The organism is Pseudomonas viciae, from assembly GCF_004786035.1.
Classification (GTDB): domain Bacteria; phylum Pseudomonadota; class Gammaproteobacteria; order Pseudomonadales; family Pseudomonadaceae; genus Aquipseudomonas; species Aquipseudomonas viciae.
Genome location: NZ_CP035088.1, coordinates 1,904,599 through 1,926,623 on the forward strand (window position 1 = coordinate 1,904,599; position 22,025 = coordinate 1,926,623).

Here is a 22,025-nt window from a genome sequence, read left to right on the forward strand (position 1 = left end):
CCAAGGTGGGTGGTTAGACGGTGACGTGCAGGCGCACATCAACGTTGCCGCGGGTGGCGTTGGAGTACGGGCAGACTTGGTGAGCCGCATCCACCAGGCTTTGCGCGTCGGTCTGCTCCAGGCCTGGCAGGCTGATATGCAGGTCGATGTCGAGGCCGAAACCGCCGGGGATCTGGCCGATGCCGACATGGGCGGTAATCGAGGCGTCGTCGGGGATTTTGCGTTTGCTTTGGCTGGCAACGAATTTCAGCGCGCCGATGAAGCAGGCCGAGTAGCCCGCGGCGAACAGTTGCTCAGGGTTGGTCGCCGCACCACCGGCACCGCCGAGTTCCTTGGGCGTGGCGAGTTTGACGTCGAGGATGTTGTCGCTGGAGATTGCGCGACCGTCACGGCCGCCGGTGGAGGTTGCGATTGCGGTGTAGAGAGTTTGCATGGTGAGAGCCTCGCTTTGGGTTGGTGTTTTCGCGCTAAATGTTTGCGCGCTAAGTAGGTGTGAAGCGAATGTATAGCGCTAATATTTTGCGCGCAAGTTAAATTTTCGAAATGAGTTGAGTTTGAGAAGCTGAAAGGGCGTGTAACCCTTGAGCTAGAGCTGTTTCAGAGGGTTGAATTTTTTTCAGTGACGCCAGGCTGAACGCAACATTCAGGCTCGCCACAATTCTCCTGTGGGAGCGGGCTTGCTCGCGAAAGCGGTGGGTCAGTCAGAGATAATTCAGGATGTGCCGCCGCCTTCGCGAGCAAGCCCGCTCCCACATTGGATTTGTGGTGTTCACAGCGTTTGGGTTTGACTCAGGTACCTGTGGGAGCATCGCTCCCACAGGGAAAGTCAGAGGCTGCCCTGCAAATTCCCGCGCAGTGCCTGCAGGTCCAGTTGCAGTTTTTTCAACTGCTCCAGGGTCTGGCCGCTGGCGGCGAGGATGCATTGGGGGATGTCGAGGGCCTTTTGCTGCAGGGCGCGGCCCTGTGCGGTGAGTTCGACAATCACCACGCGTTCGTCTTCACGGCTGCGGGTGCGGCTCAGCAGGCCTTCGGCTTCCAGGCGCTTGAGCAGCGGGGTCAGCGAACCGGGGTCAGTGAGCAGGCGTGTGCTGATTTCACCGACGGTCAATCCGTCCTTTTCCCACAACACCATCATCGCCAGGTATTGCGGATAAGTCAGGCCGAGGGCCTGTAGCAGCGGCTTGTAGACTTTGGTCATCAGCAGCGATGTGGAGTGCAGGGCGAAACAGACCTGGTTGTCGAGCAACAGGGCTTCGCAGGCTTCGGGGGTGTCGCGCGGGGTGCTCATGGCAAAAACCTTCAATCAATGATCGTGACAAATCTAGCGGGCGAACCTTTAATGCGCCAGATAATTTTGACGTTCTGATCAGATGTTACGTTCCCCCGCTGGCGCCGACTGCGTAGGATAAGCGTCCTGATGAAAGGGGAATCGTCTGTGATCGAATTTGTAATTTTTGTGGCGTTCGGTGCCGTGTTAGGCACCCTTGGGGGATTGTTCGGCATTGGTGGCGGCTTGATTGCAATTCCGGTGCTGGGCGTTTGGTTCGGCCTCGACCAGCAACTCGCCCAAGGTACGGCCCTGGTCATGGTGGTACCCAACGTGATGCTCGCGTTGTGGCGCTATCACCAGCGCAATCGCCTCGAGTTGCGCCATGTGCTACCGCTGGCTTGCATGGGTTTTTGCTTTGCCTGGTTGGGTTCGATCTGGGCCGTGGGTATTGATGCAGAAAGCATGCGTATTGGCTTCGTGGCGTTCCTGATTGCCTTGACGATCTACAACCTTGTACGAATGTTCGCGGCCACTGCCCCCGTGTCGGCGCAGATGCGTTATGGCTGGCCATGGCTCGCCGTGTTGGGAGCGGCATCCGGGACCATGGGCGGTTTGTTTGGTGTGGGTGGGGCCGTTGTCGCGACACCGATCCTGACCAGTGTGTTCGGCACTACCCAGGTGGTTGCCCAAGGCTTGTCCCTGGCGCTGGCCTTGCCCAGTACCGGCGTGACCCTCGCCACTTATGCGTTTCATCACGAGGTGGACTGGAGTATCGGCCTGCCGCTGGCGGTCGGTGGCCTGCTGAGCATCAGTTGGGGGGTGAAAGTTGCCCACGCGCTGCCGGAGCGACTGCTGCGCGGGCTGTTCTGCGGTTTCCTGGTGGTCTGCGCGGTGCTGCTCGCCTTTAAAGTTTGAAGCCTTCGACGATGTGTTCGGCCAGGCACTCGGTGATCGGCGACGGATTATGCAGGTTGCGGATCAACATGATGCTGGCCTCGGGCAGCTCCGGGAGGTCTTCGGCTTCGCCGAGCACGCGCATGTCCGCGGGCAACAGGCTTTCCAGTTGTGCGGTGATCGCCAGGCCCGCGCCCACCACTGCCATGAGCGCCGACAAGCTGGAGCTGTTGTACGCCACGCGATAATCGCGGCCCATGGCATCCAGCGCATTGCAGGCCCATTGCCGACAGAAGCAGTCACTGTTGAACATCGCCAGTGGCAGCGGTGTTTTTTCATGGACGTTGAAGCAGGCGGCTTCGGCCCAGACAAAGCGTTCCTTGCGCAGTAACTGGCCGATTTCGTCCCCCGGTTTACGGGTGACGATGGACAGGTCCAGGTCTTGGCGCTGCAGCAGCTGCTTGGACGATTCGCAGTGCACTTCAATTTCGATCAGCGGGTAGAACTGGGCGAAACGCTGGAGGATCCCCGGCAGGAACCGCATCACATAATCGTCCGGCGTGCCGATGCGCACCGTGCCGACCATGTGCGGCTCGCGCAGGGTATTGAACACCTCGCTGTGCAGTTTGAGGATCCGCCGGGCGTAACCCAGCAGCACCTGGCCTTCGGCGGTGAGCTTGACCTGGCGACCGTCGCGCTCGAACAGCCGGCGCTGCAGCACATCTTCTTCCAGCCGCTTCATCTGCATGCTGACGGCCGACTGCGTGCGATTGACCAACTCACCGGCCCGAGTGAAGCCGCCCTGGTCAGCGATGGCGACAAAGGTGCGCAGTACTTCGGTATCGATGCTCGGGTAACTCGACAATTGATCAATCTCCGAGATGTATTGCATAAGAAACATTCGTTGGATTGATCTTAGCGTTAGCGTGAGACTTGAGCCATCCCCAACGGAGGACATCACGATGAAAGGTCAAAAAGGATATCTACTGATAGACAAACTCTCCCACGGCTTTTCGGTCAGCGCCCTGCTGCACAAGTTTAGTCGCTGGTACGAATTGCACCATGAACGCGAACTGCTCGCCGGAATGAGCGACGAGGCGCTCAAGGACATTGGTGTCAGCCGTGCCGACGTGGAGCAGGAAGTGGTTCGGCCATTCTGGGATGACCCAATGCACAAATGAGCCATCCTTTCCTACACAAACCCCTTATTGGTGAGGTAGGTTGCGAGCAGACAAGGAGATCTTCATGCCCGCGACTCAGTCCTTTACCCTCAAACAGGCCCGGCGTCTGGCGTTGTCCGCCCAAGGATTCGATGGGCGGTCATCGCCGGCTTCGGTGCAACCGGCGCGCCTCAACCGTCTGATCGAACGCCTCGGTGTCGTGCAGATCGACTCAGTCAATGCGTTGGTGCGCTCGCACTACCTCCCGCTGTTTTCCCGTCTTGGTCACTACAACCCCGATTTGCTCGATCAAGCTGCCTGGAGTCAGGGCCGACGTCGCACGCTGTTCGAATACTGGGGCCATGAAGCGTCGCTGCTGCCAATGTCCATGTATCCGCTGATGCGCTGGCGCATGAATCGTGCGTCCCGTGGCGAAGGTATTTATCAGCAGTTGGCGCGTTTTGGTCATGAACGCCGGGATGTCATTCGCCGCGTCCTGGCTTCGGTCCAGGAGCAGGGCGCCATTGGCGCGGGCAGCTTGTCCACGCGCCAGGAAAAGGCCGGACCCTGGTGGGACTGGAGCGTCGAAAAACACGCGTTGGAATGGCTGTTCGCCGCAGGTGAAGTCACGGTGGCGGGGCGGCGGGGTTTCGAGCGGCTCTACGATTTGCCGGAACGGGTACTCCCGGCCGCAGTCCTGCAGCAAGCGCTGCCCGACGAGGCCCAGGCTCAACGCGGCTTGCTGCTGCATGCCGCTGACGCCTTGGGCGTTGCCACCGAGAAAGACTTGCGCGACTACTTTCGCCTCGCTCCGGCTGACTGCCGTGGACGACTGGCCGAACTGGAAGAGGCCGGTGATCTGTGGCGTTGCCAGGTGCAGGGTTGGAAGCAACCGGCCTGGTGTCGACCCACCGTGAAAATCCCGCGCAAAGTGACGGCCAGCGCCTTGCTGTCGCCGTTCGATTCGCTGGTCTGGGAGCGCAGCCGTACCGAGCGGCTTTTCGATTTTCGCTATCGATTGGAGATTTACACCCCGGCTGACAAGCGGGTGTACGGCTACTACGTCTTGCCGTTCCTGCACAACGAACGCATCGCGGCGCGGGTCGATCTGCGGGCAGAGCGAGCCCTCGGGCGATTGGCGGTGCATGCCGTGCATGAGGAGGAGCCGGGGCTGGACGAGGAGGGGATACAGGCGTTGGCGATAAACCTGCGGCGCATGGCTGACTGGTTGGGGTTGGCGCGGGTTCAGTTGAATTGCCGGCGGGTGAGTGGGGTTCGGTTGGCGGTGGCGTTGGCTGAGATTGGTGGTGACTGAACTGGCCTCTTCGCGAGCAAGCCCGCTCCCACATTGACTGCGTCGTTCACAAATATTGTGTTCACCAGAGATCAAATGTGGGAGCGAGCTCGCTCGCGATAGCAGTCCAACAGCCGACGAATGCCTTACTGACTCACCGCCGAACCTGCTTCAACGTCTCGGCAATCAAGAACGCCAATTCCAGCGACTGATCGGCGTTCATCCGCGGGTCGCAGTGGGTGTGGTAGCGGTCCGATAGTCCGTCTTCGGTGATCGGTCGCGCGCCGCCGATGCATTCGGTGACGTTCTGCCCGGTCATCTCGATGTGAATCCCGCCGGCATAGGTGCCTTCGGCCTGGTGGACCTGGAAGAACTGCTTCACTTCGCCGAGGATCTGCGCGAAGTCCCGGGTCTTGTAGCCGCTGCTGGCCTTGATGGTGTTGCCGTGCATCGGGTCGGAGCTCCACAGCACCTGCTTGCCTTCGCGCTGCACGGCGCGCAACAGCGGCGGCAGGTGCTCGCCGACCTTGTTTGCGCCCATCCGCGCGATCAGGTTCAGCCGGCCCGGGTCGTTGTCCGGGTTGAGCACGTCGATCAGGCGGATCAGATCGTCGGGGTCCATGGTCGGCCCGACCTTGACCCCGATCGGGTTGTTCACCCCACGCAGGAATTCCACATGGGCACCGTCCAATTGACGGGTGCGGTCGCCGATCCACAGCATGTGGGCCGAGCAGTCGTAGTATTCGTTGGTCAGGCTGTCACGGCGCACGAAGGCTTCTTCGTAATTGAGCAGCAGCGCTTCGTGGGCGGTGAAGAAGCTGGTCTCGCGCAGTTGCGGCGAGCTGTCCATGCCGCAAGCGCGCATGAAGGCCAGGGTTTCGTCGATGCGGTCGGCCAGGTGGCTGTACTTTTCCGCCAGGGCCGAATTGGCGATGAAATCCAGATTCCACTTGTGCACCTGGTGCAGATCGGCGAACCCGCCCTGGGCGAACGCTCGCAACAAGTTCAGCGTGGCAGTGGACTGGTGGTAGGACTGCAGCAGCCGCTCCGGGTCTGGTACACGGCTTTTCTCGTCGAAACCGATGCCGTTGACGATGTCGCCCCGGTAGGCCGGTAGGGTCACACCATCAATGGTCTCATCGTTGGCCGAGCGCGGCTTGGCGAACTGGCCGGCCATGCGCCCAACCTTGACCACCGGGCAACCGGCGGCAAAGGTCATGACGATCGCCATTTGCAGCAACACCTTGAAAGTGTCGCGAATCTTCGCCGCCGAGAACTCGGCAAAGCTTTCGGCGCAGTCGCCGCCCTGTAGCAGGAAGGCCCGGCCCTGGGTCACCTCGGCGAACTGACGGCGCAACTCCCGGGCTTCACCGGCAAACACCAGTGGCGGATAACTGGCCAGGGTCTGCTCCACCTGCAACAGATGCGCTGCATCGGGGTACCGGGGTTGTTGCTGGATCGGCAGGGCGCGCCAGCTTTCAGGGCTCCAGGGTTGGCTCATCATGATCTCTAAGGTGATTTAAGCTCGGGTGGCCATGTTATCAGCAATTAGTGCGTGACCTGTTTGTGTCGCTTCGCGGACAATTGCACCTTTGCCCAGTTTGCGCATAGGTTCAACGGGTTGCTGCAGTCGTCCGGTTACCATCAGGAGATGAAATGACAGAGGAGCGCGTCGAGCATCTGCTCGCCGAGGTGCATGACGAGTTCGGCATGATCCGCGTACTCGAAGTGGCCGATTACCGGTTTCTTGAATTCGGTGATGCCATCGAGCAGAGCTGCGTGTTCACGGCTGATCCGAGCTGGCTCGAATACGATTACACCCGTGCGATGCTGATCGGTGCGCTGTGCCATGAGCAGCCGGAGAGTGCGTTGTTCCTGGGGCTGGGGGCGGGGACGCTGACCCAGGCCTGCCTCAAGTTCCTGCCGCTGGAAGATGTCGAGGCCATCGAACTGCGCCCCGATGTGCCGCGCCTGGCCATCGAGTACCTGGGGTTGGACGACGATCCGCGGCTGTACATCCGCGTCGGCGATGCCCTGGAACTGCTGGAAACCGCCGAGCCGGCGGACCTGATTTTCGTCGACCTTTATACCGATGTGGGCCCTGGCGTCGGGCACCTGGCCTGGGGTTTCCTGGAAAACTGCCAGAAACGCCTCAACCCGGGCGGCTGGCTGGTGATCAACCAGTGGGCCACCGACGATGGCAAACCGTTGGGCGCGGCATTGCTGCGTGGCCTGTACCATCGTCATTACTGGGAGCTGCCGGTGAAGGAGGGCAATGTGATCCTGATCGTGCCGGCTGACCTGGACCAGTCGCTGGACATGCAAGGCCTGGTGGCCCGGGCTGAAGGGCTGGCACCGCGATTGGGTTATTCGCTGCAGTCGTTGATCAAGGCGATCCGGCCGGCGACTTGAAACACGTTCAGGGTGTGACAACCCCACTGTGGGAGCAAAGCTTGCTCGCGCGCAGACACTGCGATTCCCGCAAGTACTGAGTTGAGTTCATCGCGAGCAAGCTTTGCTCCCACAGGTAAAGATGAACCGTTTTAGCATCCCGCCCCCGCAGCGCCGGGCCTTTGCGAAACAGACGATTCTGCAGTGATCCCCAAAGCCTGTGGCAGAGAGCCATATACCGGGCTTTTCCGATAAAAAAAGCTCCCTTTTTGGGCAAATTCCGGTATAGTGCGCGCCGGCCTTTAGCCGGGCCGCGTCAAGGTAGCGCAATTCCCCGAAGCCAGCTTCGGTTGCATGTCCGCACAACGGATGCTTCCACGACGTTCTTATTCATTCATTCGTTTTCGCAAATCCCCGCCGACAAAGCAGCCAGGGCGACTCTTGAGTCTCAACACGGCACGCGCAGCTTTGGAGCATGGGTCTTTGCGGATGCACTTAGAGGCAGACCCATGACCCAGGAAACCGGCGGCTTCGCCGCTTTTAATCTTAATCCGAACATTCTTGCAGCCGTCACCGCGACCGGCTACGAAGAACCTTCGGCGATTCAGCAGCAATCGATCCCGATCATCATGGCCGGCCACGACATGATTGGCCAGGCGCAAACCGGTACGGGTAAAACCGCTGCGTTCGCCCTGCCGATCCTGCATCGCATCGATCCTGCCAAGCGCGAGCCGCAAGCCCTGATCCTGGCGCCAACCCGCGAGTTGGCGCTGCAAGTAGCAACCGCTTTCGAAACCTACGCCAAGCAAATGCCCGGCGTTACCGTTGTGGCCGTCTACGGTGGTGCCCCGATGGGCCCACAACTGAAAGCCATCCGTAATGGCGCCCAGATCGTGGTCGCCACTCCGGGTCGTCTGTGCGACCACCTGCGTCGTGACGAAAAAGTTCTGGCTACCGTGAACCATCTGGTTCTCGACGAAGCCGACGAAATGCTCAAGCTGGGTTTCATGGATGACCTGGAAGTCATCTTCAAGGCCTTGCCAGCGACCCGTCAGACTGTACTGTTCTCGGCCACCCTGCCGCAGTCGATCCGTGCCATTGCCGAGCGCCACCTGCGCGATCCGCAACACGTGAAGATCCAGACCAAGACCCAGACCGTTACCGCGATCGAGCAGGCTCACCTGCTGGTTCACGCTGACCAGAAGACCTCGGCTGTATTGAGCCTGCTGGAAGTCGAGGATTTCGACGCCCTGATCATGTTCGTGCGCACCAAGCAAGCGACCCTGGACCTGGCCAGTGCCCTGGAAGCCAAAGGCTACAAAGCCGCTGCGCTGAACGGTGACATCGCCCAGAACCAGCGTGAGCGCGTGATCGAGTCCCTCAAGGATGGCCGTCTGGACATCGTTGTGGCAACCGACGTCGCCGCCCGCGGCCTGGACGTTCCGCGCATCACCCACGTGTTCAACGTGGACATGCCGTACGATCCGGAATCCTACGTTCACCGTATCGGCCGTACTGGCCGTGCCGGTCGCGAAGGTCGTGCACTGCTGCTGGTCACCCCGCGTGAGCGCCGCATGCTGCAAGTGATCGAGCGTGTGACCGGTCAGAAGGTGGCTGAAGTTCGCCTGCCGGATGCCCAGGCCGTTCTCGATGCCCGCATCAAGAAACTGACCAACAGCTTGTCGCCGCTGGTGGCTGACGCCGAATCGACCCACGGTGATCTGCTCGATCGCCTGACCGCCGACATCGGTTGCACCCCGCGTGCCCTGGCCGCCGCACTGCTGCGCAAGGCCACCAATGGCCAGGCGCTGACCCTGGCTGCGATCGAGAAGGAACGTCCTCTGGTGCCGAACAACGCACCGCGTGGCGACCGTCCTGAGCGTACCGGTGACCGTCCGGACCGTGGTGATCGCGAGCGTCGTGCGCCGATCCCGCTGGCCGAAGGCCGTGCTCGTTGCCGTACCGCGCTGGGTGCCCGTGACGGCATCGCAGCCAAGAACCTGCTGGGTGCCATCCTCAACGAAGGCGGCCTGGCGCGTGAAGCCATCGGTCGCATTCAAGTGCGTGACAGCTTCAGCCTGGTGGAACTGCCGGAAGATGGTCTGGAGAAATTGCTGACCAAACTGAAGGACACCCGTGTGGCCGGCAAGCAGCTCAAACTGCGTCGCTATCGCGAAGATTGATCGGCTTGCGGGCTGATTGATCGAACATAAAAAATCCCCGACTGGTTCGGGGATTTTTTTGCCTGTCGTTTGGGGTTTCTTCAGGTTGACTGGCGTTGCCTCATTCGCGAGCGAGCCCGCTCCCACACCGGACTACGGTGCGCACAGAGGCAGTGTTCACCGCAATCACCTGTGGGAGCGGGCTTGCTCACGAATGCAGCGACTCGGTCTATCTGTCAGTCAAACCGATAGATATCCATCCCCAACGTCCCCATCGTGAACCCCGTATGGGCAACACTGAATTTCCCTCCCGCACCCCGGGCGAAATACAGCGGCAACAGATGCTCGTCACTGGGGTGGCTGCGCACGGCGTTCGGCGCCTGGTGCCGGTAATCATGCAGCGTGGCCTCATCGTTGGCCGCCAGTTGCTCCACCATCCAGTCACGAAAGGCTTTCGCCCAGGGCTCGATGCTTTCAGGGCCGGCGTTCCAGTCCAGGTCGCGCAAGTTGTGGGTGATGCTGCCAGAGCCGATCAGCAGGACGCCCTGCTGGCGCAGGCTCGCCAGGGCATGGCCGACTTGCGTCTGCAATGCCGGTCCCTGGCGGCTGGGCAGGGAGATCTGCACCACCGGGATGTCGGCCTCCGGATACATCAAGGACAGTGGCACCCAGACGCCGTGATCGGACGGCCGTTGAGGGTCGAGGCGTGTCGGCAGGTGCGCGGCGTTGAGCAGGTCTGCTACTTGCGCCGCCAGCTGCGGGTCGCCCGGCGCGGGGTACTGCACCTCGTACAACGCCGCTGGGAAGCCGCCGAAGTCGTGCCAGGTGGGTGGTTGCGGGTTCGCGCTGACCAACAGTTCACTGCTTTCCCAGTGGGCGGACACGATGACGATGGCGCTGGGGCGGGGCAGTTGAGCGGCCAGGCGAGCCAGCGCCGGGCCACTGTCGCCGGGTTCCAGGGCCAACATCGGTGAACCATGGGAGATAAACAGGCTGGGCAGCATGAACAGGCTCCTGAGCGTTAAGATGTTGTCATCTTCCGCCAGGTCAATGATCTAAATCTAATATAAGTTTTAGCCCGTTTTGATCGAATTTTTGGAGCGAATCATGGAGCCTGAGTTTTGGCACAAGCGCTGGTCATCGAACCAGATTGGCTTTCATTTGCCGGAGGTGAACCCCTATCTGCAACGTTTCTGGTCGCAACTGGGGGTAGAGCAGGGCAGTCGGGTGCTGGTGCCCCTGTGCGGGAAAACGCTCGACCTTTTGTGGCTCGCCCAGCAGGGGTATTCGGTACTGGGGGTGGAGCTGTCGGAAAAAGCCGCCGCGGATTTCTTCCTTGAGCATCAGCTTGAGCCGAGCGTGAGTGAAGAGGGCGCGTTCAAGGTGTTTCGTGCCGGGGATATCGAAATCCGTTGCGGTGATTTTTTTGCCTTGGATGCTGCGGATGTGGCCGATTGCGCGGCGTTGTATGACCGTGCTGCGTTGATCGCCTTGCCTGGGGCGATGCGGGAGCGGTATGCGGCCCATTTGCAGAAGATCTTGCCGGAGTGCGTTGGGTTGTTGATTACCCTGGATTACAACCAGGATGAAATGCCCGGCCCGCCTTTCTCCGTAGGGGATGATGAAGTGCAACGGTTGCTGGGTGGCGGCTGGCGGCTGGAGGTCTTGCAGGAGCAGGATGTGCTGGGGGAAAGCTGGAAGTTCTTGCAGGCTGGGGTGAAGAGGCTGGAGGAGCGGGTGTATCGGGTTTCCAGGCGCACCTAAACCAGCAGACAAAAAAAGCCCGCATCTCTGCGGGCTTCCTATGATGCTCGAACCTGTCAGCCGCGACGACGCAGTGCGTCGATACGCTCTTCCAGGGGCGGGTGGCTCATGAACATGCGTGCCAGGCCCTGCTTGATGCCACCGTTGATGCCAAAGGCATTCAAGGTATCGGGCATGTGAACAGGCAAACCCTGCTCGGCACGCAGGCGTTGCAGTGCGCCGATCATGGCGCTGGTGCCAGCCAGGCGTGCGCCGGCTTCGTCGGCGCGGAACTCGCGTTTGCGCGAGAACCACATGACGATGGCGCTGGCGAGGATGCCCAGTACCAGTTCGGCAAAAATGGTTGCCACGTAGTAGGCGATACCCTGGCCTTCTTCATTCTTGAAGATCACCTTGTCGACGAAATTGCCGATGATGCGGGCAAAGAACATCACGAAGGTGTTCACCACGCCCTGGATCAACGCCAAGGTCACCATGTCGCCGTTGGCAACGTGGCCGATCTCGTGGGCCAGCACGGCCTTGACTTCATCGCGTGAAAACCGCTCGAGCAAACCCTGGCTGACCGCGACCAATGCGTCATTCTTGTTCCAGCCGGTGGCAAAGGCGTTAGCCTCGTAGGCCGGGAAAATCCCGACTTCCGGCATCTTGATACCGGCTTCGCGAGACAACTGCTCGACGGTTTGCAGCAGCCATTGTTCGTGGTGAGTGCGCGGCTGGCTGATGATCTGGGTGCTGGTGCTCATCTTCGCCATCCACTTGGAGATGAACAGCGAGAACAGGGAACCGGCGAAACCGAACACCGCACAGAAGATCAGCAGCTGATTGAGGTTGAGGTCAACCCCGTTGGCCGCCATGAACCCGTTGAAGCCAAAAAGGCTCAAGGTGATGCTGGCAATCAGCACGACCGCCAGGTTAGTGGCCAAAAACAGCAGGATGCGCATCATGGTGGTGGAAATCTCCTCATGCTAAAGATGTAGCGTTATGCGGGGTATATAAGGTGCTGCCGCAGGCTATTCAACTCGCCGACTATTTCAAACTGTGTCCTACAGACGTCCCAAATGATTGAAAGACTTTTCTGAAAGTGTCCGGGGAAAAGAAATATGGCGCCGATCTCCCGTGAACGTTGGGCCGGGAGGCCCGCTAGCTGCTCAGCCCCTAGTGTAGAAGGCTTGCCGGAACCGGCGCAGCGGATATGTTGCTGAATCAAACAGCGTGCGAGGCGAGGGCTCCTCGCACGCGGTCCGGCTTATTGGCGGTAGGACTTGAGGAAGTTGCCGATCCGGCCGATGGCCTGGTCGAGGTCATCGACCCGCGGCAGGGTCACGACGCGGAAGTGATCCGGCCACGGCCAGTTGAACGCGGTGCCCTGGACCACCAGCAGCTTCTCGGACAGCAGCAGGTCGAGGACGAATTTTTCATCGTTGTGGATCGGGCAGACCTTCGGGTCGATCCGTGGGAAGGCATACAGCGCCCCCATCGGCTTGACGCAGCTGACGCCGGGAATGTCGTTGAGCAGTTCCCAGGTACGATTGCGTTGTTCCAACAGACGGCCCTGGGGCAGGACCAGGTCGTTGATGCTCTGGTAGCCGCCTAGCGCTGTCTGGATCGCGTGCTGGCTCGGCACGTTGGCACACAGGCGCATGTTGGCCAGCATGTCGATGCCTTCGATATAGCTCTGGGCGTGATGCTTGGGGCCGGTAATGACGATCCAGCCGGAGCGGAAGCCCGCGACCCGATAGGATTTGGACAGGCCGTTGAAGGTCAGGCACAGCAGGTCCGGCGCCAGGGAGGCGGTGCAGATGTGCACGGCATCGTCGTAGAGGATCTTGTCGTAGATCTCGTCGGAAAACACCACCAGGTTGTGCTGGCGGGCCAATTCCAGCATGCCCAGCAGCACTTCCCTGGAATACACCGCGCCGGTCGGGTTGTTCGGGTTGATGATCACCAGCGCCTTGGTATTGGGCGTGATCTTGGCCTTGATGTCCGCCAGGTCAGGGAACCAGTTGGCCTGCTCGTCGCACAGGTAATGCACCGGGTTGCCGCCGGACAGGCTCACGGCGGCGGTCCACAATGGATAATCCGGCGCCGGCACCAGCACTTCATCGCCGTTGTTGAGCAGGGCCTGCATCGACATCACGATCAGCTCGGATACGCCGTTGCCCAGGTAGATGTCTTCGATGCCGACACCTTCGACCTGCTTCTGCTGGTAGTACTGCATCACGGCCTTGCGGGCGCTGAACAGGCCCTTGGAGTCGCTGTAGCCCTGGGCGGTCGGCAGGTTGCGGATGACGTCCTGGAGAATTTCATCGGGCGCTTCGAAACCAAAGGGTGCCGGGTTGCCGATGTTCAGCTTGAGGATGCGATGGCCTTCCTCTTCCAGGCGTTTGGCGTGCTTGAGCACCGGGCCGCGAATGTCGTAGCAGACGTTGGCGAGCTTGTTCGATTTGCTGACCTGCATGGCGATGTGTTCCCGAAAATGAACGATCCAGGCGGCGTATGAACTACCGTACTGGGGATCCTGCGTCTGTGCCCAGGCCTGACGCGGTACATGCGTCACAATCCGTTTGAATGCGCATGACGTGACTGCCAGACTGGCGCCTGACGAGGCGCAATCATACGTGCCGCCCGATCTGCGGAAAAGCGTCGGATCGGGCTTTTTCAATTGCCGAGGTAGGACGATGGAAAAGTTGCAGAAAACCCTTGAAGAATGGCGCGCCATGCTCGACCCGGAGCAGTACAACGTCTGTCGGCTGAAGGGCACCGAACGGCCATTCTCCGGTAAATACAACGACACCAAGACCGACGGCGTGTACCACTGCATCTGCTGCAACGAGCCGCTGTTCGATTCGCGGACCAAATTCGATTCCGGCTGTGGCTGGCCGAGTTTCTACGCGCCGATCGAAGGCAGTGCGGTGGTGGAAGTGCGCGATGTCAGCCACGGCATGATCCGCACCGAAGTGGTCTGCGCCCAATGCGACGCCCACTTGGGCCATGTTTTCCCCGATGGACCGCCGCCTACCGGCCTGCGCTACTGCATCAACTCGGTGTGCCTGGATCTCGTGCCCCGCGATTGAGTCCTGTGGCGAGGGGATAAATCCCCTCGCCACAGGTTGTGTTCGTCTAAGGATCATCGGTGCAATTGCTGCGGCTTCGAGCAATTAAATTGCACACAATTGAATCGTTCGCTATCTTCAGCGTCCTCTTCTTTCCATCTGGAGCCTTGCCATGAGCGACAACCTGCTGAGCATCCCCTGCACCACCATCAAAGGTGAGCAAAAGACCCTCGCCGATTTCGCCGGCAAGGCTGTGCTGGTCGTCAACACCGCCAGCCAGTGCGGCTTTACTCCGCAATACAAGGGGCTTGAGGCGCTGTGGCAGACCTACAAGGACCAGGGCCTGGTGGTGCTGGGCTTTCCCTGCAACCAGTTCGGCAAGCAGGAGCCGGGCAACGAAGGGGCGATTTCCGAGTTCTGCGAATTGAACTTCGGCGTGAGTTTCCCGCTGTTCAAGAAAATCGAGGTCAACGGGGCCAACGCCCATCCCCTGTTTGTCCAGCTCAAGCAGCGTGCGCCCGGCGTACTGGGGTCCAAGGGGATCAAGTGGAATTTCACCAAGTTCCTGATCGGCAAGGACGGTCAGGTGGTCAAGCGTTTTGCCCCGACCACCAAACCCCAGGAGCTGACCGGTGAGATCGAAGCGCTGCTCAAATGAATGATATGTCAGTCGATTCGCTGAAGCTCGACAACCAGTTGTGCTTCAAGCTGTACGCTGCATCCCGGGCGGTGATCCGTGGCTACAAGCCGATGTTGGATCAGCTTGGCCTGACCTATCCGCAATACCTGGCAATGCTGGTGCTGTGGGAGTGGCAGGAAAGCGCCCCGCAGCAACCTACGGTCAAGGCCCTGGGTGAGCGGTTGTCGCTGGATTCCGGCACGTTGACGCCGCTGCTCAAGCGCCTGGAACAACTGGACCTCGTCCAGCGTCAGCGTTCGGCCCACGACGAGCGGGAGGTACATTTGAGTCTGTCCCAGGCAGGTCGGGCCTTGCGCGAGCAGGTTGGCCCGCTCAAGGCGCGCCTGTTGTGCGACAGCGGGATTGATCTGGACCGTCTGGGGAGTTTGCGAGACGGTCTCGATCATCTGCTGGGACAGATCAAAGCGCTGACGTAGTGGGTATCCACTGGTCCAGCAGCGCCGCCAGTTCTTCTCGGCGGAATGGCTTGGACAAGTAATCACTCATGCCGGCAACCCGGCAGCGCTCGCGTTCCTCGGGCATGGCGTTGGCCGTCAGCGCGACAATCGGCAGATCCGACCAACGCCCGCTGCGACGAATCTGCCGGCTGGCTTCGTAGCCGTCCATCACTGGCATGTTGCAGTCCATCAACACCAAGTCGAAAACCCGCTGTTCGAGCTGATCCAGGGCCTCGACGCCGTGGGCCGCGACCGTGACTTCGCAGCCCAGTTTTAACAGCATGCCCTTGGCCACCAGTTGGTTGACTGGATTGTCCTCCACCAGCAACACCCGACCGCGCTTGGACGGTGCCAGGGCTTCGATCTGTGCGTCATTGATGGTGGTCGCCTCGCTTTGCAGGGCGCGCCGCAAAATCTGATACAGCGCATGGCGCGCCAGCGGCCGAGCCTGTTGTATCAGGGGGACGAGGGCGGCGGCTTCTTCGCCGGGCATGAAACTGCCGTAAGCGGTTACCAGCAGGATCGGGGCGTCGAAGGTTGGCCGCAGTTGGAACAGGCATTCCGGGCAATCAGTGATCAGGACATCAGGCTTGAGCCCCAGCAGGCTGTCATCCACGGAGCGTCGTGAGTAATCCAGCCCCCAGCCTGGCAGCAACATGCCCAGTAACTCGGCCAGGCCGCTGCTACCGGCGGTAATGGCGACGACGTTGCCGTGCAGGGATTCAATGGGGGGCGCAGGGGTATGGCAGGGCAGGGGCAGGTCTGCGCAGAATTGACTGCCAAAACCGGCTTCGGAACTGATCGTCAATCGACCCTGCATGGCTTCGCAGAGGTTGTAGGTCAGTGCCAGACCCAGCCCGGTGCCACCAAACTGGCGGGTAATACCGGCGCCGGCCTGGGTGAACGGCTGCAAGATTTTCGCTTGATCCTCCTGGGGAATACCAATGCCCGTATCACAGACCTCAATGCGCACGCCGCCTTCGTAGTGGCTCAATTTCACATCGACCCGGCCGAAGCGCGTGAACTTCAGGGCGTTGGACAACAGGTTGCTGACGATCTGGCGCACCCGGGTCGGATCGCCCAGTACCTGCGCCGGGAACCGCGGGTCGATCAGGCAGGCCAGCTCGACACTGGGCGCGGCGTTCTGGGAAAGCAGGTTGGCGGTGTCCTCCACCAGCGAGCCGAGGTCGAACGGGATGCGTTCGAGTTCCAGTTGACCGGCGTCGAATTTCGACAGGTCGAGAATGTCGTTGAGCAGTTCGACCAAGACCTTGCCCGAGTCATGGGCAATCGATAGCTGCTGCTGTTGTTCAGCGGTCAGGGGGCCATCCAGGGACAGTGCGATCATCCCCAGCAAACCGTTGAGTGGCGTGCGGATCTCATGGCTCATGTTGGCCAGGAACGCAGAGCGGGCTTCGGCCATGTCCAGGGCCGTGCGTCGGGCCACCTCCAGTTCTTCGTTGGATTGGCTGAGGCGGGCGTTGATTGCCTTGAGTTCGGCGGTGCGTGCCGAGACGATGTTTTCCAGTTGCGCCAGGTATTCAGTGAGACGATTTTCGGCCGTGCGCCGCTGCTGGATTTCGGTGGTGATATTTTCGAACTGCTGGTTGGCGACCGACACCAGTACACCGATTTCATCGGACTGATGGCCGGAAGGGCATTCCAGGCGGTTCTGTTCACTGCTGCTCGGGTCGCGACTGCTCAACTCGCGGATGACCCGTACCAGCGGCTTGGTCAGCATCACGTAGAACAGCGCCAGCAGAATACCGGTCAGGATCAGGCTGCGGGCAAAGCCGTTGAGCAACGTGACCTCGGCGCGCCGCAGGAAGCGGCTGCCGAACGCGTAGGTGTCGACCTCCAGTCGCAGCACACCGAGGGATTCGGCGGGCAGGTGGTCCAGGTAGAGGCGGTCCTCGAACTGACGCTGGGCGCCGAACAACGAATCGCTGATGAACCGGTAACTGCTTTGCAGTTCGGGCCGTTTGACGCTGGCCAGTACGGTATTGTTGTTGTCGATCAGCTCTGCACCGATGATCGCCGGTGAACGCAGCAGGCCCATGGACAGCTCCTGGGCGAGTTCGGCGTCAATGTTGTAGGCGATGCGCGAGGCCGGGTTGTGGCTGATTTCCAGCAACGAGAGGATTTCACGGTTGATCGAAGCGTCTTCGCTGGCATAATCGATGCCGATCTGCATCAGGCTGAGCAACGTGCCCAGCACGAAACCCACCAGGACGGTCAGTCTGGCCTGTTTATAGGACAGCCGTTGGGTGAATCTGATGTCCATTGAGTGATGAACCACTTACGTTTCCCTTCGCCGGTCAAGCATAGCTGATCATCTCTGAATACCGGAGTAACCGGTTTGTGTCGTGTGGGGTAGACCCGCCATTGAATACGGCGTTTCGTTGCCGTTGCGCCATCATTACTGTGAACCTGCACGAGGAGAAGACGTGGACTCGCGATTGAATGCTTTTCTTGAGCGTGCCGATGCGGTGCTGGCCAGGATCGAGCCGCTGTTGCCTGCTCCCCGGCCCAACATTGATTGGACCCAGACCCTGGCCGCCCGCTGGCAACGTGACGGGCGCAGCGGCTACCTGCTGCCGCTTCAGGTCAGCCTCGACATGCGCCTGTCGGACCTGATCGGCGTCGACCGCCAAGTTGAACAGTTGGGTCGCAATACCCGGCAGTTCATCGATGGCATGCCCGCCAACCATGCCTTGCTTTGGGGCTCGCGTGGCACTGGCAAGTCGTCCCTGGTGCGCGCCTTGCTGGCCGAGCATGCCCAGGATGGCCTGCGGTTGATCGAGATCGAGCGCGATCACCTGGCCGATCTGCCCCGGGTGGTCGAGCAGGTGGCAAAACTGCCGCAGCGCTTCGTGTTGTTCTGCGACGACTTGTCGTTCGAGTCTGGCGAAGGCGATTACCGCGTGCTTAAAAGCGTGTTGGACGGTTCCCTCGAGCAGGCGCCGGACAACGTGCTGTTGTATGCCACGTCCAACCGCCGACACCTGGTGCCGGAAAAGGAAAGCGACAACGAGAACTGGAAACGTGTGGACGGTGAACTTCACCCCAGCGAAGCGGTGGAGGACAAGATCGCGTTGTCCGACCGGTTCGGGTTGTGGTTGTCGTTTTATCCGTTTACCCAGGAGCATTTCCTCAACGTGGTAGAGCACTGGATCGGCGAGCTGGCGGCCAAGGCCGGGCTGGCCTGGCAGCGCGACGAAGCGCTGGACGTGCTGGCGGTGCGCTGGGCCACCGGTCGTGGCAACCGCAACGGACGTTGCGCTTATCAGTTTGCCCGTTATTGGGTGGGCCTGAAACTGCTGGAGCACAAGGCATGATCGATTTGAAAAACACCGGCGAAGGCCTCGACGGCTACCGCTTGTTATCGGCACAGCTTGAGTCCTTGCTGGCGGATGAGCGTGATTTCATCGCCAACGCCGCGCAGTTCTCGGCCTTCCTGTTCAGTCAGCTGGACGACCTGAACTGGGCCGGTTTTTACCTCAATCGCAACGAAGAACTGGTGCTGGGACCCTTCCAGGGCCAGATCGCCTGCGTGCGGATTCCCTTCGGTCGCGGTGTGTGCGGCACGGCTGCGGCAACCGGCCAGACCCAGCGCGTCGAAGACGTCCATGCCTTCGCCGGCCACATCGCCTGCGACAGCGCGTCGAACAGCGAGTTGGTGGTACCGCTGGTCAAGGACGGGCGCCTGATTGGCGTGCTCGACCTGGACAGTCCGAAACTGGCGCGTTTTACCGAACATGATCAGGTCGGTATTGAAGCATTGGCCACGATTTTCCTGCGCTTGACTGATTGTTGACCGGCTTTGTGCAGGAGCTGGCGCAGCCTGCGATCCTTTGATCTTTCGCTGGAGATTCAAGCGTCAGGGGAAAGATCGCAGCCTCGCTTCGCTCGGCAGCGCCTACAGGGATAGCTTTCATGCCTTCAGCCCCGCCTTGACCAGCAGGCTTTGCGGGTCGACGTCGTCGATCTGGTGCGGGTCGAGAAACTGGTTGGCGTAGTCGAGGTAGATCTGCTCTTCGATGAACAATTCGAACAGTTCGGGATCGATGTGGGCGTCACGGCACATGGTGGCCATGATGCCCAAGGCTTCGCTGAGTTTCTTGGCTTTCTTGTAGGGACGGTCGGCCGCCGTCAGCGCTTCGAAAATATCTGCAATGGCCATCATGCGTGCCGGCAGGCTCATCTCCTCGCGTTTGAGTCGCTTGGGGTACCCGCTGCCGTCCATCTTCTCGTGATGACCGCCGGCAATCTCCGCCACGTTGTCCAGATGACTGGGGAAGGGCAACTGACTGAGCATCAGGATGGTTTGCACCATGTGATGATTGATGACGTAGCGCTCTTCACGGGTCAGCGTGCCCCGCGTAATGCTCAGGTTGTAGAGCTCGCCGCGATTGTACTTCCACGGCGGCACGTCGAGCTGGAAGCCCCATGGGTTATCCGCCGGGATCAGTTCGGCGTCGTTGCGCTCCACCAGGTGCTCGGGCTTGTCCGCCAACAGCGGCTCGGTGACCGGCAGGGTTGGCTTGGGTGTGCGCGCCTGGCGCCGGTTCTCTTCCCAGGACACCCCCAGGCGATCATCGAGGGTCCGGGTCCACGGGTGCTGGGCGATGTGTTGCAGGCGTTGCAGGTCGGCCTCGGCCATGGCTTCGGAGCCCAGATTGCAGTGGGCGACAAAGGCGAAATCGCTATCGAGGCTGGCCAATGTCGCGTCGCGCCGCTGCGCCAGGGCTGACGGCTCGCCACCCGTCGCCACGGCTTGCCAGTAATCGACCCAGGCGTCGCGCTTGAGCACCTCGAAGCGGGTGCGGATTTCGTGGATCCGGTCGTTCAGGGTCTCCAGTTTGGTGGCTTTGTCCACCACGTACTCCGGCGTGGTGACCTTGCCACAATCGTGCAGCCAGGCGGCGATGTGCAGCGCTTCCCATTCATCTTCCGTCGGCCGGTAGGCCTGGAACGCCGGTGCCTGGCTGGCGGCGGCGGCCTGGGCGAGCATCAGTGTCAGGGCCGGCACCCGTTGGCAATGACCGCCGGTGTAGGGGCTCTTGGCATCGATCGCACCCGCCAGCAGTTGGATGAATGAGTCCAGCAATTGTTTTTGCCTGGCTTGCAGGCGCTGGCCTTCGATGCTCACGGTGGCGGTGCCGGACACGGCCTGCAGGAAGGCGATGCGGTCCGGTTGCAGTTTTTCCAGGTCGGCTTCGGTGCCACTGTCGCTGATCAGCAGCACCAATAGGCCGACGGTTTCCTGATGACGGTTGCGCAGGTGGATACCGATCAGGTGAACCCGCGGACAGTTCAGGGCCAGCAGGACGCTGCGCAGGTCGCCAGCTTGCTCGAAGCCCAGTGAGGTCACGAGGTTTTCCGCGGCGGCCAATTGCTGGAGCCATGGCGGGCTGCCGGCTGCGTTGAGCGTGTACCCTTGCAGCTCGAAAGCCCCAAGGTCACGAGGGGTTCCGTCGATCACCAACCCATAGGGCTTGAGCCGATCCTCGTCGTTTTCCCGCAGGTAGATCAGGCCGGCCTGGGCCTGGCCGATTTTCACGGTCTCGAACAGCACTCGCTCCAGTAACGGGGCGAAGCGGGTTTCGGCGCGCAAGCTGGCGGTAATTTCAAAGAAGCTAGCCAAGGTGTCTTTCATGCGCGCCATCGAGACGCTCAACTGATCGACCTCCAGCACTGGCGAGCGACGCGACACCGGGTAGTTGAAATCAAAGCTGCGAATGGCATCGGCCTCCTGCACCAGTTCACGCAGGGGCTTGACCAGGATTCTGGAGGTCAGCCAACCCAGGGGCAGGCACAGTAGCAAGGTGGTGAGGGTGACGAGCGCGCCTTGCCAGCGCATGCGATAGGCGTCGGCCAGCAACTCGTCTTCAGGGACCAGTAATGCCAGCTCCAGGCCCTGCGGCCCGCCTTCCTGCATGTGGCTGCGAGAGACGATCCACTGGCGTCCGGCCGCCGTCAGGCGGGGGGTGTCAATGTTGTTGTCGAGCGCGGCGGCGATGGCCGGGCTGAGGTCGCGGGCCTTGGTCAGGCGTACCGGCTCGGTATCGGCAATCAGCCGGTCGCTGTCGGGATAGCCCACGGCATTGCCTTGGGGATCGAGCAAGACGATCTCGGTGCCAGCGGTCACTTTGTGCTTGGCCAGGGTCTGGGACAGGGCGGCCAGGGTCAGGTCGGCACCGATGACTGCTTGTTCGCCGCTGCGCCGGGCCAGCGTGGTGCCGATATGGCGGGTGGAAAAAAATGCATAGGGTTCGGTGGTGATCTGGCCTGTGTTGTCCAGAGCGCTGCGAAACCAGCCGCGACTGCGCGGATCGTAGGTTTCGTCGGCGATGTCCTGGCGAGCGATGAGCACCAGGGCCTCGTCGTAAAACAATGACTGGGAGCGAACCTGGCCTCCGTTGTTCGCCCGCTCTATGGTCCAGATCTGGTAAGCCGCGTTGGCCGGTGCCTTCAGGGTGGTTTTCAGGGCCGCGGTGCGCAGTGGCCGGACCATCAGGAAGTCGCCGTTGCTGTCGCCCAGGTACAGCGACGCCAGGTTCGGGTTGTCCCGCAGCGCCTGGCTGAAGGGCACGATCAAGGCCAGGCGTTGAGTCATTTGGGGCGCGCGTGTCGCCGGGTAGTCGGCCAGCAGGCCCAACAGATGACGGATCGGTTCGTAGGTGTCGTACAAATCCAGGCGCACATCCTGTTCAATGCGGTTGAACAGTTTTTCGCTGCTGGACAGGATAATTTGCGTGGTTTGTTGGTAATTGAAAATGCCCAGCACCACGCCGGTCAGCAGCAGAAGTAGCGTGAACATCATGCTGATGTGGACGTGCAGGGGGAACCGACGTTTTTCCGGACGCGGTGCGCTGGGCATTGCAGTCACTCCAAGTG

Annotated in this window: 20 protein-coding genes; 11 read left to right on the forward strand and 9 right to left on the reverse strand. The window is 60.8% G+C overall.

Annotated features, from left to right (window positions below):
* Nucleotides 1–13: 13 nt before the first annotated feature.
* Nucleotides 14–433, reverse strand: a complete 420-nt coding sequence (locus EPZ47_RS08765) for an organic hydroperoxide resistance protein (protein ID WP_135844416.1) — start codon at nucleotides 431–433, stop codon at nucleotides 14–16.
* Nucleotides 434–826: 393 nt separating this feature from the next.
* Complete coding sequence (locus EPZ47_RS08775) at nucleotides 827–1,288, reverse strand: MarR family winged helix-turn-helix transcriptional regulator (protein ID WP_135844417.1); 462 nt, start codon at nucleotides 1,286–1,288, stop codon at nucleotides 827–829.
* Between the two features lie 129 nt (nucleotides 1,289–1,417).
* On the opposite strand from EPZ47_RS08775, the gene EPZ47_RS08780 reads away from it, so the two are divergent.
* Nucleotides 1,418–2,185, forward strand: a complete 768-nt coding sequence (locus EPZ47_RS08780; RefSeq protein WP_420825045.1) for a sulfite exporter TauE/SafE family protein — start codon at nucleotides 1,418–1,420, stop codon at nucleotides 2,183–2,185.
* Here the strand turns inward: EPZ47_RS08780 and EPZ47_RS08785 are convergent.
* Nucleotides 2,175–3,029, reverse strand: coding sequence for a LysR substrate-binding domain-containing protein (locus EPZ47_RS08785; RefSeq protein ID WP_178084303.1), 855 nt, complete (start codon nucleotides 3,027–3,029; stop codon nucleotides 2,175–2,177). The genes EPZ47_RS08780 and EPZ47_RS08785 overlap by 11 nt on opposite strands.
* A gap of 97 nt (nucleotides 3,030–3,126) precedes the next feature.
* Here EPZ47_RS08785 and EPZ47_RS08790 point away from each other — a divergent pair, with 97 nt between their 5' ends.
* Nucleotides 3,127–3,345, forward strand: a complete 219-nt coding sequence (locus EPZ47_RS08790) for a DUF1127 domain-containing protein (protein WP_003199394.1) — start codon at nucleotides 3,127–3,129, stop codon at nucleotides 3,343–3,345.
* 64 nt (nucleotides 3,346–3,409) lie between these two features.
* Nucleotides 3,410–4,639 carry a winged helix-turn-helix domain-containing protein gene (locus EPZ47_RS08795; protein WP_135844420.1) on the forward strand — a complete coding sequence of 410 codons (1,230 nt, stop codon included), beginning with the start codon at nucleotides 3,410–3,412 and terminating at the stop codon, nucleotides 4,637–4,639.
* A 133-nt stretch (nucleotides 4,640–4,772) separates the two neighbouring features.
* Here EPZ47_RS08795 and EPZ47_RS08800 read toward each other — a convergent pair whose 3' ends face one another.
* Entirely contained in the window at nucleotides 4,773–6,119 is a 1,347-nt protein-coding gene (locus tag EPZ47_RS08800; protein WP_135844421.1) for a class II 3-deoxy-7-phosphoheptulonate synthase, read from the reverse strand.
* A 155-nt stretch (nucleotides 6,120–6,274) separates the two neighbouring features.
* Between EPZ47_RS08800 and EPZ47_RS08805 the strand changes: the two genes are divergently transcribed.
* Nucleotides 6,275–7,030 carry a spermidine synthase gene (locus tag EPZ47_RS08805; protein WP_135844422.1) on the forward strand — a complete coding sequence of 252 codons (756 nt, stop codon included), beginning with the start codon at nucleotides 6,275–6,277 and terminating at the stop codon, nucleotides 7,028–7,030.
* A gap of 488 nt (nucleotides 7,031–7,518) precedes the next feature.
* On the forward strand, nucleotides 7,519–9,192 hold the full coding sequence (locus tag EPZ47_RS08815; RefSeq protein ID WP_135844423.1) for a DEAD/DEAH box helicase: 1,674 nt from the start codon (nucleotides 7,519–7,521) through the stop codon (nucleotides 9,190–9,192).
* Between the two features lie 215 nt (nucleotides 9,193–9,407).
* Here EPZ47_RS08815 and EPZ47_RS08820 read toward each other — a convergent pair whose 3' ends face one another.
* Nucleotides 9,408–10,175 (reverse strand): DODA-type extradiol aromatic ring-opening family dioxygenase, encoded by a 768-nt coding sequence (locus EPZ47_RS08820; protein WP_135844424.1) that lies wholly within the window; start codon nucleotides 10,173–10,175, stop codon nucleotides 9,408–9,410.
* 103 nt (nucleotides 10,176–10,278) lie between these two features.
* Between EPZ47_RS08820 and EPZ47_RS08825 the strand changes: the two genes are divergently transcribed.
* Nucleotides 10,279–10,935: a thiopurine S-methyltransferase gene (locus EPZ47_RS08825; protein WP_135844425.1), complete on the forward strand. Its 657-nt coding sequence runs from the start codon at nucleotides 10,279–10,281 to the stop codon at nucleotides 10,933–10,935.
* A gap of 56 nt (nucleotides 10,936–10,991) precedes the next feature.
* Here the strand turns inward: EPZ47_RS08825 and htpX are convergent, their stop codons facing one another.
* Together htpX and EPZ47_RS08835 are read right to left on the reverse strand one after the other, a co-directional pair.
* Nucleotides 10,992–11,879 (reverse strand): protease HtpX, encoded by an 888-nt coding sequence (gene htpX / locus EPZ47_RS08830; RefSeq protein WP_135844426.1) that lies wholly within the window; start codon nucleotides 11,877–11,879, stop codon nucleotides 10,992–10,994.
* 302 nt (nucleotides 11,880–12,181) lie between these two features.
* Nucleotides 12,182–13,393 carry a pyridoxal phosphate-dependent aminotransferase gene (locus EPZ47_RS08835; RefSeq protein WP_025212629.1) on the reverse strand — a complete coding sequence of 404 codons (1,212 nt, stop codon included), beginning with the start codon at nucleotides 13,391–13,393 and terminating at the stop codon, nucleotides 12,182–12,184.
* A 220-nt stretch (nucleotides 13,394–13,613) separates the two neighbouring features.
* Between EPZ47_RS08835 and msrB the strand changes: the two genes are divergently transcribed.
* From msrB to EPZ47_RS08850, 3 genes are all read left to right on the forward strand, one after another.
* A complete protein-coding gene (gene msrB, locus EPZ47_RS08840) occupies nucleotides 13,614–14,009 on the forward strand; it encodes a peptide-methionine (R)-S-oxide reductase MsrB (protein WP_135844427.1) in 396 nt (131 codons plus the stop codon).
* Nucleotides 14,010–14,160: 151 nt separating this feature from the next.
* Complete coding sequence (locus EPZ47_RS08845; protein ID WP_135844428.1) at nucleotides 14,161–14,646, forward strand: glutathione peroxidase; 486 nt, start codon at nucleotides 14,161–14,163, stop codon at nucleotides 14,644–14,646.
* A complete protein-coding gene (locus tag EPZ47_RS08850; protein ID WP_135844429.1) occupies nucleotides 14,643–15,104 on the forward strand; it encodes a MarR family winged helix-turn-helix transcriptional regulator in 462 nt (153 codons plus the stop codon). The genes EPZ47_RS08845 and EPZ47_RS08850 overlap by 4 nt, the downstream gene beginning before the upstream one ends.
* Here the strand turns inward: EPZ47_RS08850 and EPZ47_RS08855 are convergent.
* Entirely contained in the window at nucleotides 15,088–17,409 is a 2,322-nt protein-coding gene (locus EPZ47_RS08855; RefSeq protein WP_135844430.1) for a hybrid sensor histidine kinase/response regulator, read from the reverse strand. The genes EPZ47_RS08850 and EPZ47_RS08855 overlap by 17 nt on opposite strands.
* Before the next feature lie 163 nt (nucleotides 17,410–17,572).
* On the opposite strand from EPZ47_RS08855, the gene EPZ47_RS08860 reads away from it, so the two are divergent.
* Complete coding sequence (locus EPZ47_RS08860) at nucleotides 17,573–18,463, forward strand: ATP-binding protein (RefSeq protein ID WP_135844431.1); 891 nt, start codon at nucleotides 17,573–17,575, stop codon at nucleotides 18,461–18,463.
* Entirely contained in the window at nucleotides 18,460–18,942 is a 483-nt protein-coding gene (locus tag EPZ47_RS08865) for a GAF domain-containing protein (RefSeq protein ID WP_135844432.1), read from the forward strand. The genes EPZ47_RS08860 and EPZ47_RS08865 overlap by 4 nt, the downstream gene beginning before the upstream one ends.
* Before the next feature lie 117 nt (nucleotides 18,943–19,059).
* Here EPZ47_RS08865 and EPZ47_RS08870 read toward each other — a convergent pair whose 3' ends face one another.
* The gene (locus EPZ47_RS08870; protein ID WP_135844433.1) at nucleotides 19,060–22,008 is read right to left on the reverse strand and encodes an HD domain-containing phosphohydrolase; all 2,949 of its coding nucleotides are present in this window, start codon (nucleotides 22,006–22,008) and stop codon (nucleotides 19,060–19,062) included.
* Nucleotides 22,009–22,025: the final 17 nt, after the last annotated feature.

Excerpts from the sequence above, each read along its gene's own strand:
- msrB (WP_135844427.1), top strand. The coding sequence starts at position 13,614 with ATGGAAAAGTTGCAGAAAACCCTTGAAGAATGGCGCGCCATGCTCGAC.
- EPZ47_RS08790 (WP_003199394.1), top strand. The coding sequence starts at position 3,127 with ATGAAAGGTCAAAAAGGATATCTACTGATAGACAAACTCTCCCACGGC.
- EPZ47_RS08855 (WP_135844430.1), bottom strand. The coding sequence starts at position 17,409 with ATGGACATCAGATTCACCCAACGGCTGTCCTATAAACAGGCCAGACTG.
- EPZ47_RS08865 (WP_135844432.1), top strand. The coding sequence starts at position 18,460 with ATGATCGATTTGAAAAACACCGGCGAAGGCCTCGACGGCTACCGCTTG.
- EPZ47_RS08850 (WP_135844429.1), top strand. The coding sequence starts at position 14,643 with ATGAATGATATGTCAGTCGATTCGCTGAAGCTCGACAACCAGTTGTGC.
- EPZ47_RS08780 (WP_420825045.1), top strand. The coding sequence starts at position 1,418 with ATGAAAGGGGAATCGTCTGTGATCGAATTTGTAATTTTTGTGGCGTTC.
- EPZ47_RS08825 (WP_135844425.1), top strand. The coding sequence starts at position 10,279 with ATGGAGCCTGAGTTTTGGCACAAGCGCTGGTCATCGAACCAGATTGGC.
- EPZ47_RS08805 (WP_135844422.1), top strand. The coding sequence starts at position 6,275 with ATGACAGAGGAGCGCGTCGAGCATCTGCTCGCCGAGGTGCATGACGAG.
- EPZ47_RS08870 (WP_135844433.1), bottom strand. The coding sequence starts at position 22,008 with ATGCCCAGCGCACCGCGTCCGGAAAAACGTCGGTTCCCCCTGCACGTC.
- EPZ47_RS08765 (WP_135844416.1), bottom strand. The coding sequence starts at position 433 with ATGCAAACTCTCTACACCGCAATCGCAACCTCCACCGGCGGCCGTGAC.
- EPZ47_RS08845 (WP_135844428.1), top strand. The coding sequence starts at position 14,161 with ATGAGCGACAACCTGCTGAGCATCCCCTGCACCACCATCAAAGGTGAG.
- EPZ47_RS08815 (WP_135844423.1), top strand. The coding sequence starts at position 7,519 with ATGACCCAGGAAACCGGCGGCTTCGCCGCTTTTAATCTTAATCCGAAC.
- EPZ47_RS08820 (WP_135844424.1), bottom strand. The coding sequence starts at position 10,175 with ATGCTGCCCAGCCTGTTTATCTCCCATGGTTCACCGATGTTGGCCCTG.
- EPZ47_RS08835 (WP_025212629.1), bottom strand. The coding sequence starts at position 13,393 with ATGCAGGTCAGCAAATCGAACAAGCTCGCCAACGTCTGCTACGACATT.
- EPZ47_RS08775 (WP_135844417.1), bottom strand. The coding sequence starts at position 1,288 with ATGAGCACCCCGCGCGACACCCCCGAAGCCTGCGAAGCCCTGTTGCTC.
- EPZ47_RS08795 (WP_135844420.1), top strand. The coding sequence starts at position 3,410 with ATGCCCGCGACTCAGTCCTTTACCCTCAAACAGGCCCGGCGTCTGGCG.
- htpX (WP_135844426.1), bottom strand. The coding sequence starts at position 11,879 with ATGATGCGCATCCTGCTGTTTTTGGCCACTAACCTGGCGGTCGTGCTG.
- EPZ47_RS08800 (WP_135844421.1), bottom strand. The coding sequence starts at position 6,119 with ATGAGCCAACCCTGGAGCCCTGAAAGCTGGCGCGCCCTGCCGATCCAG.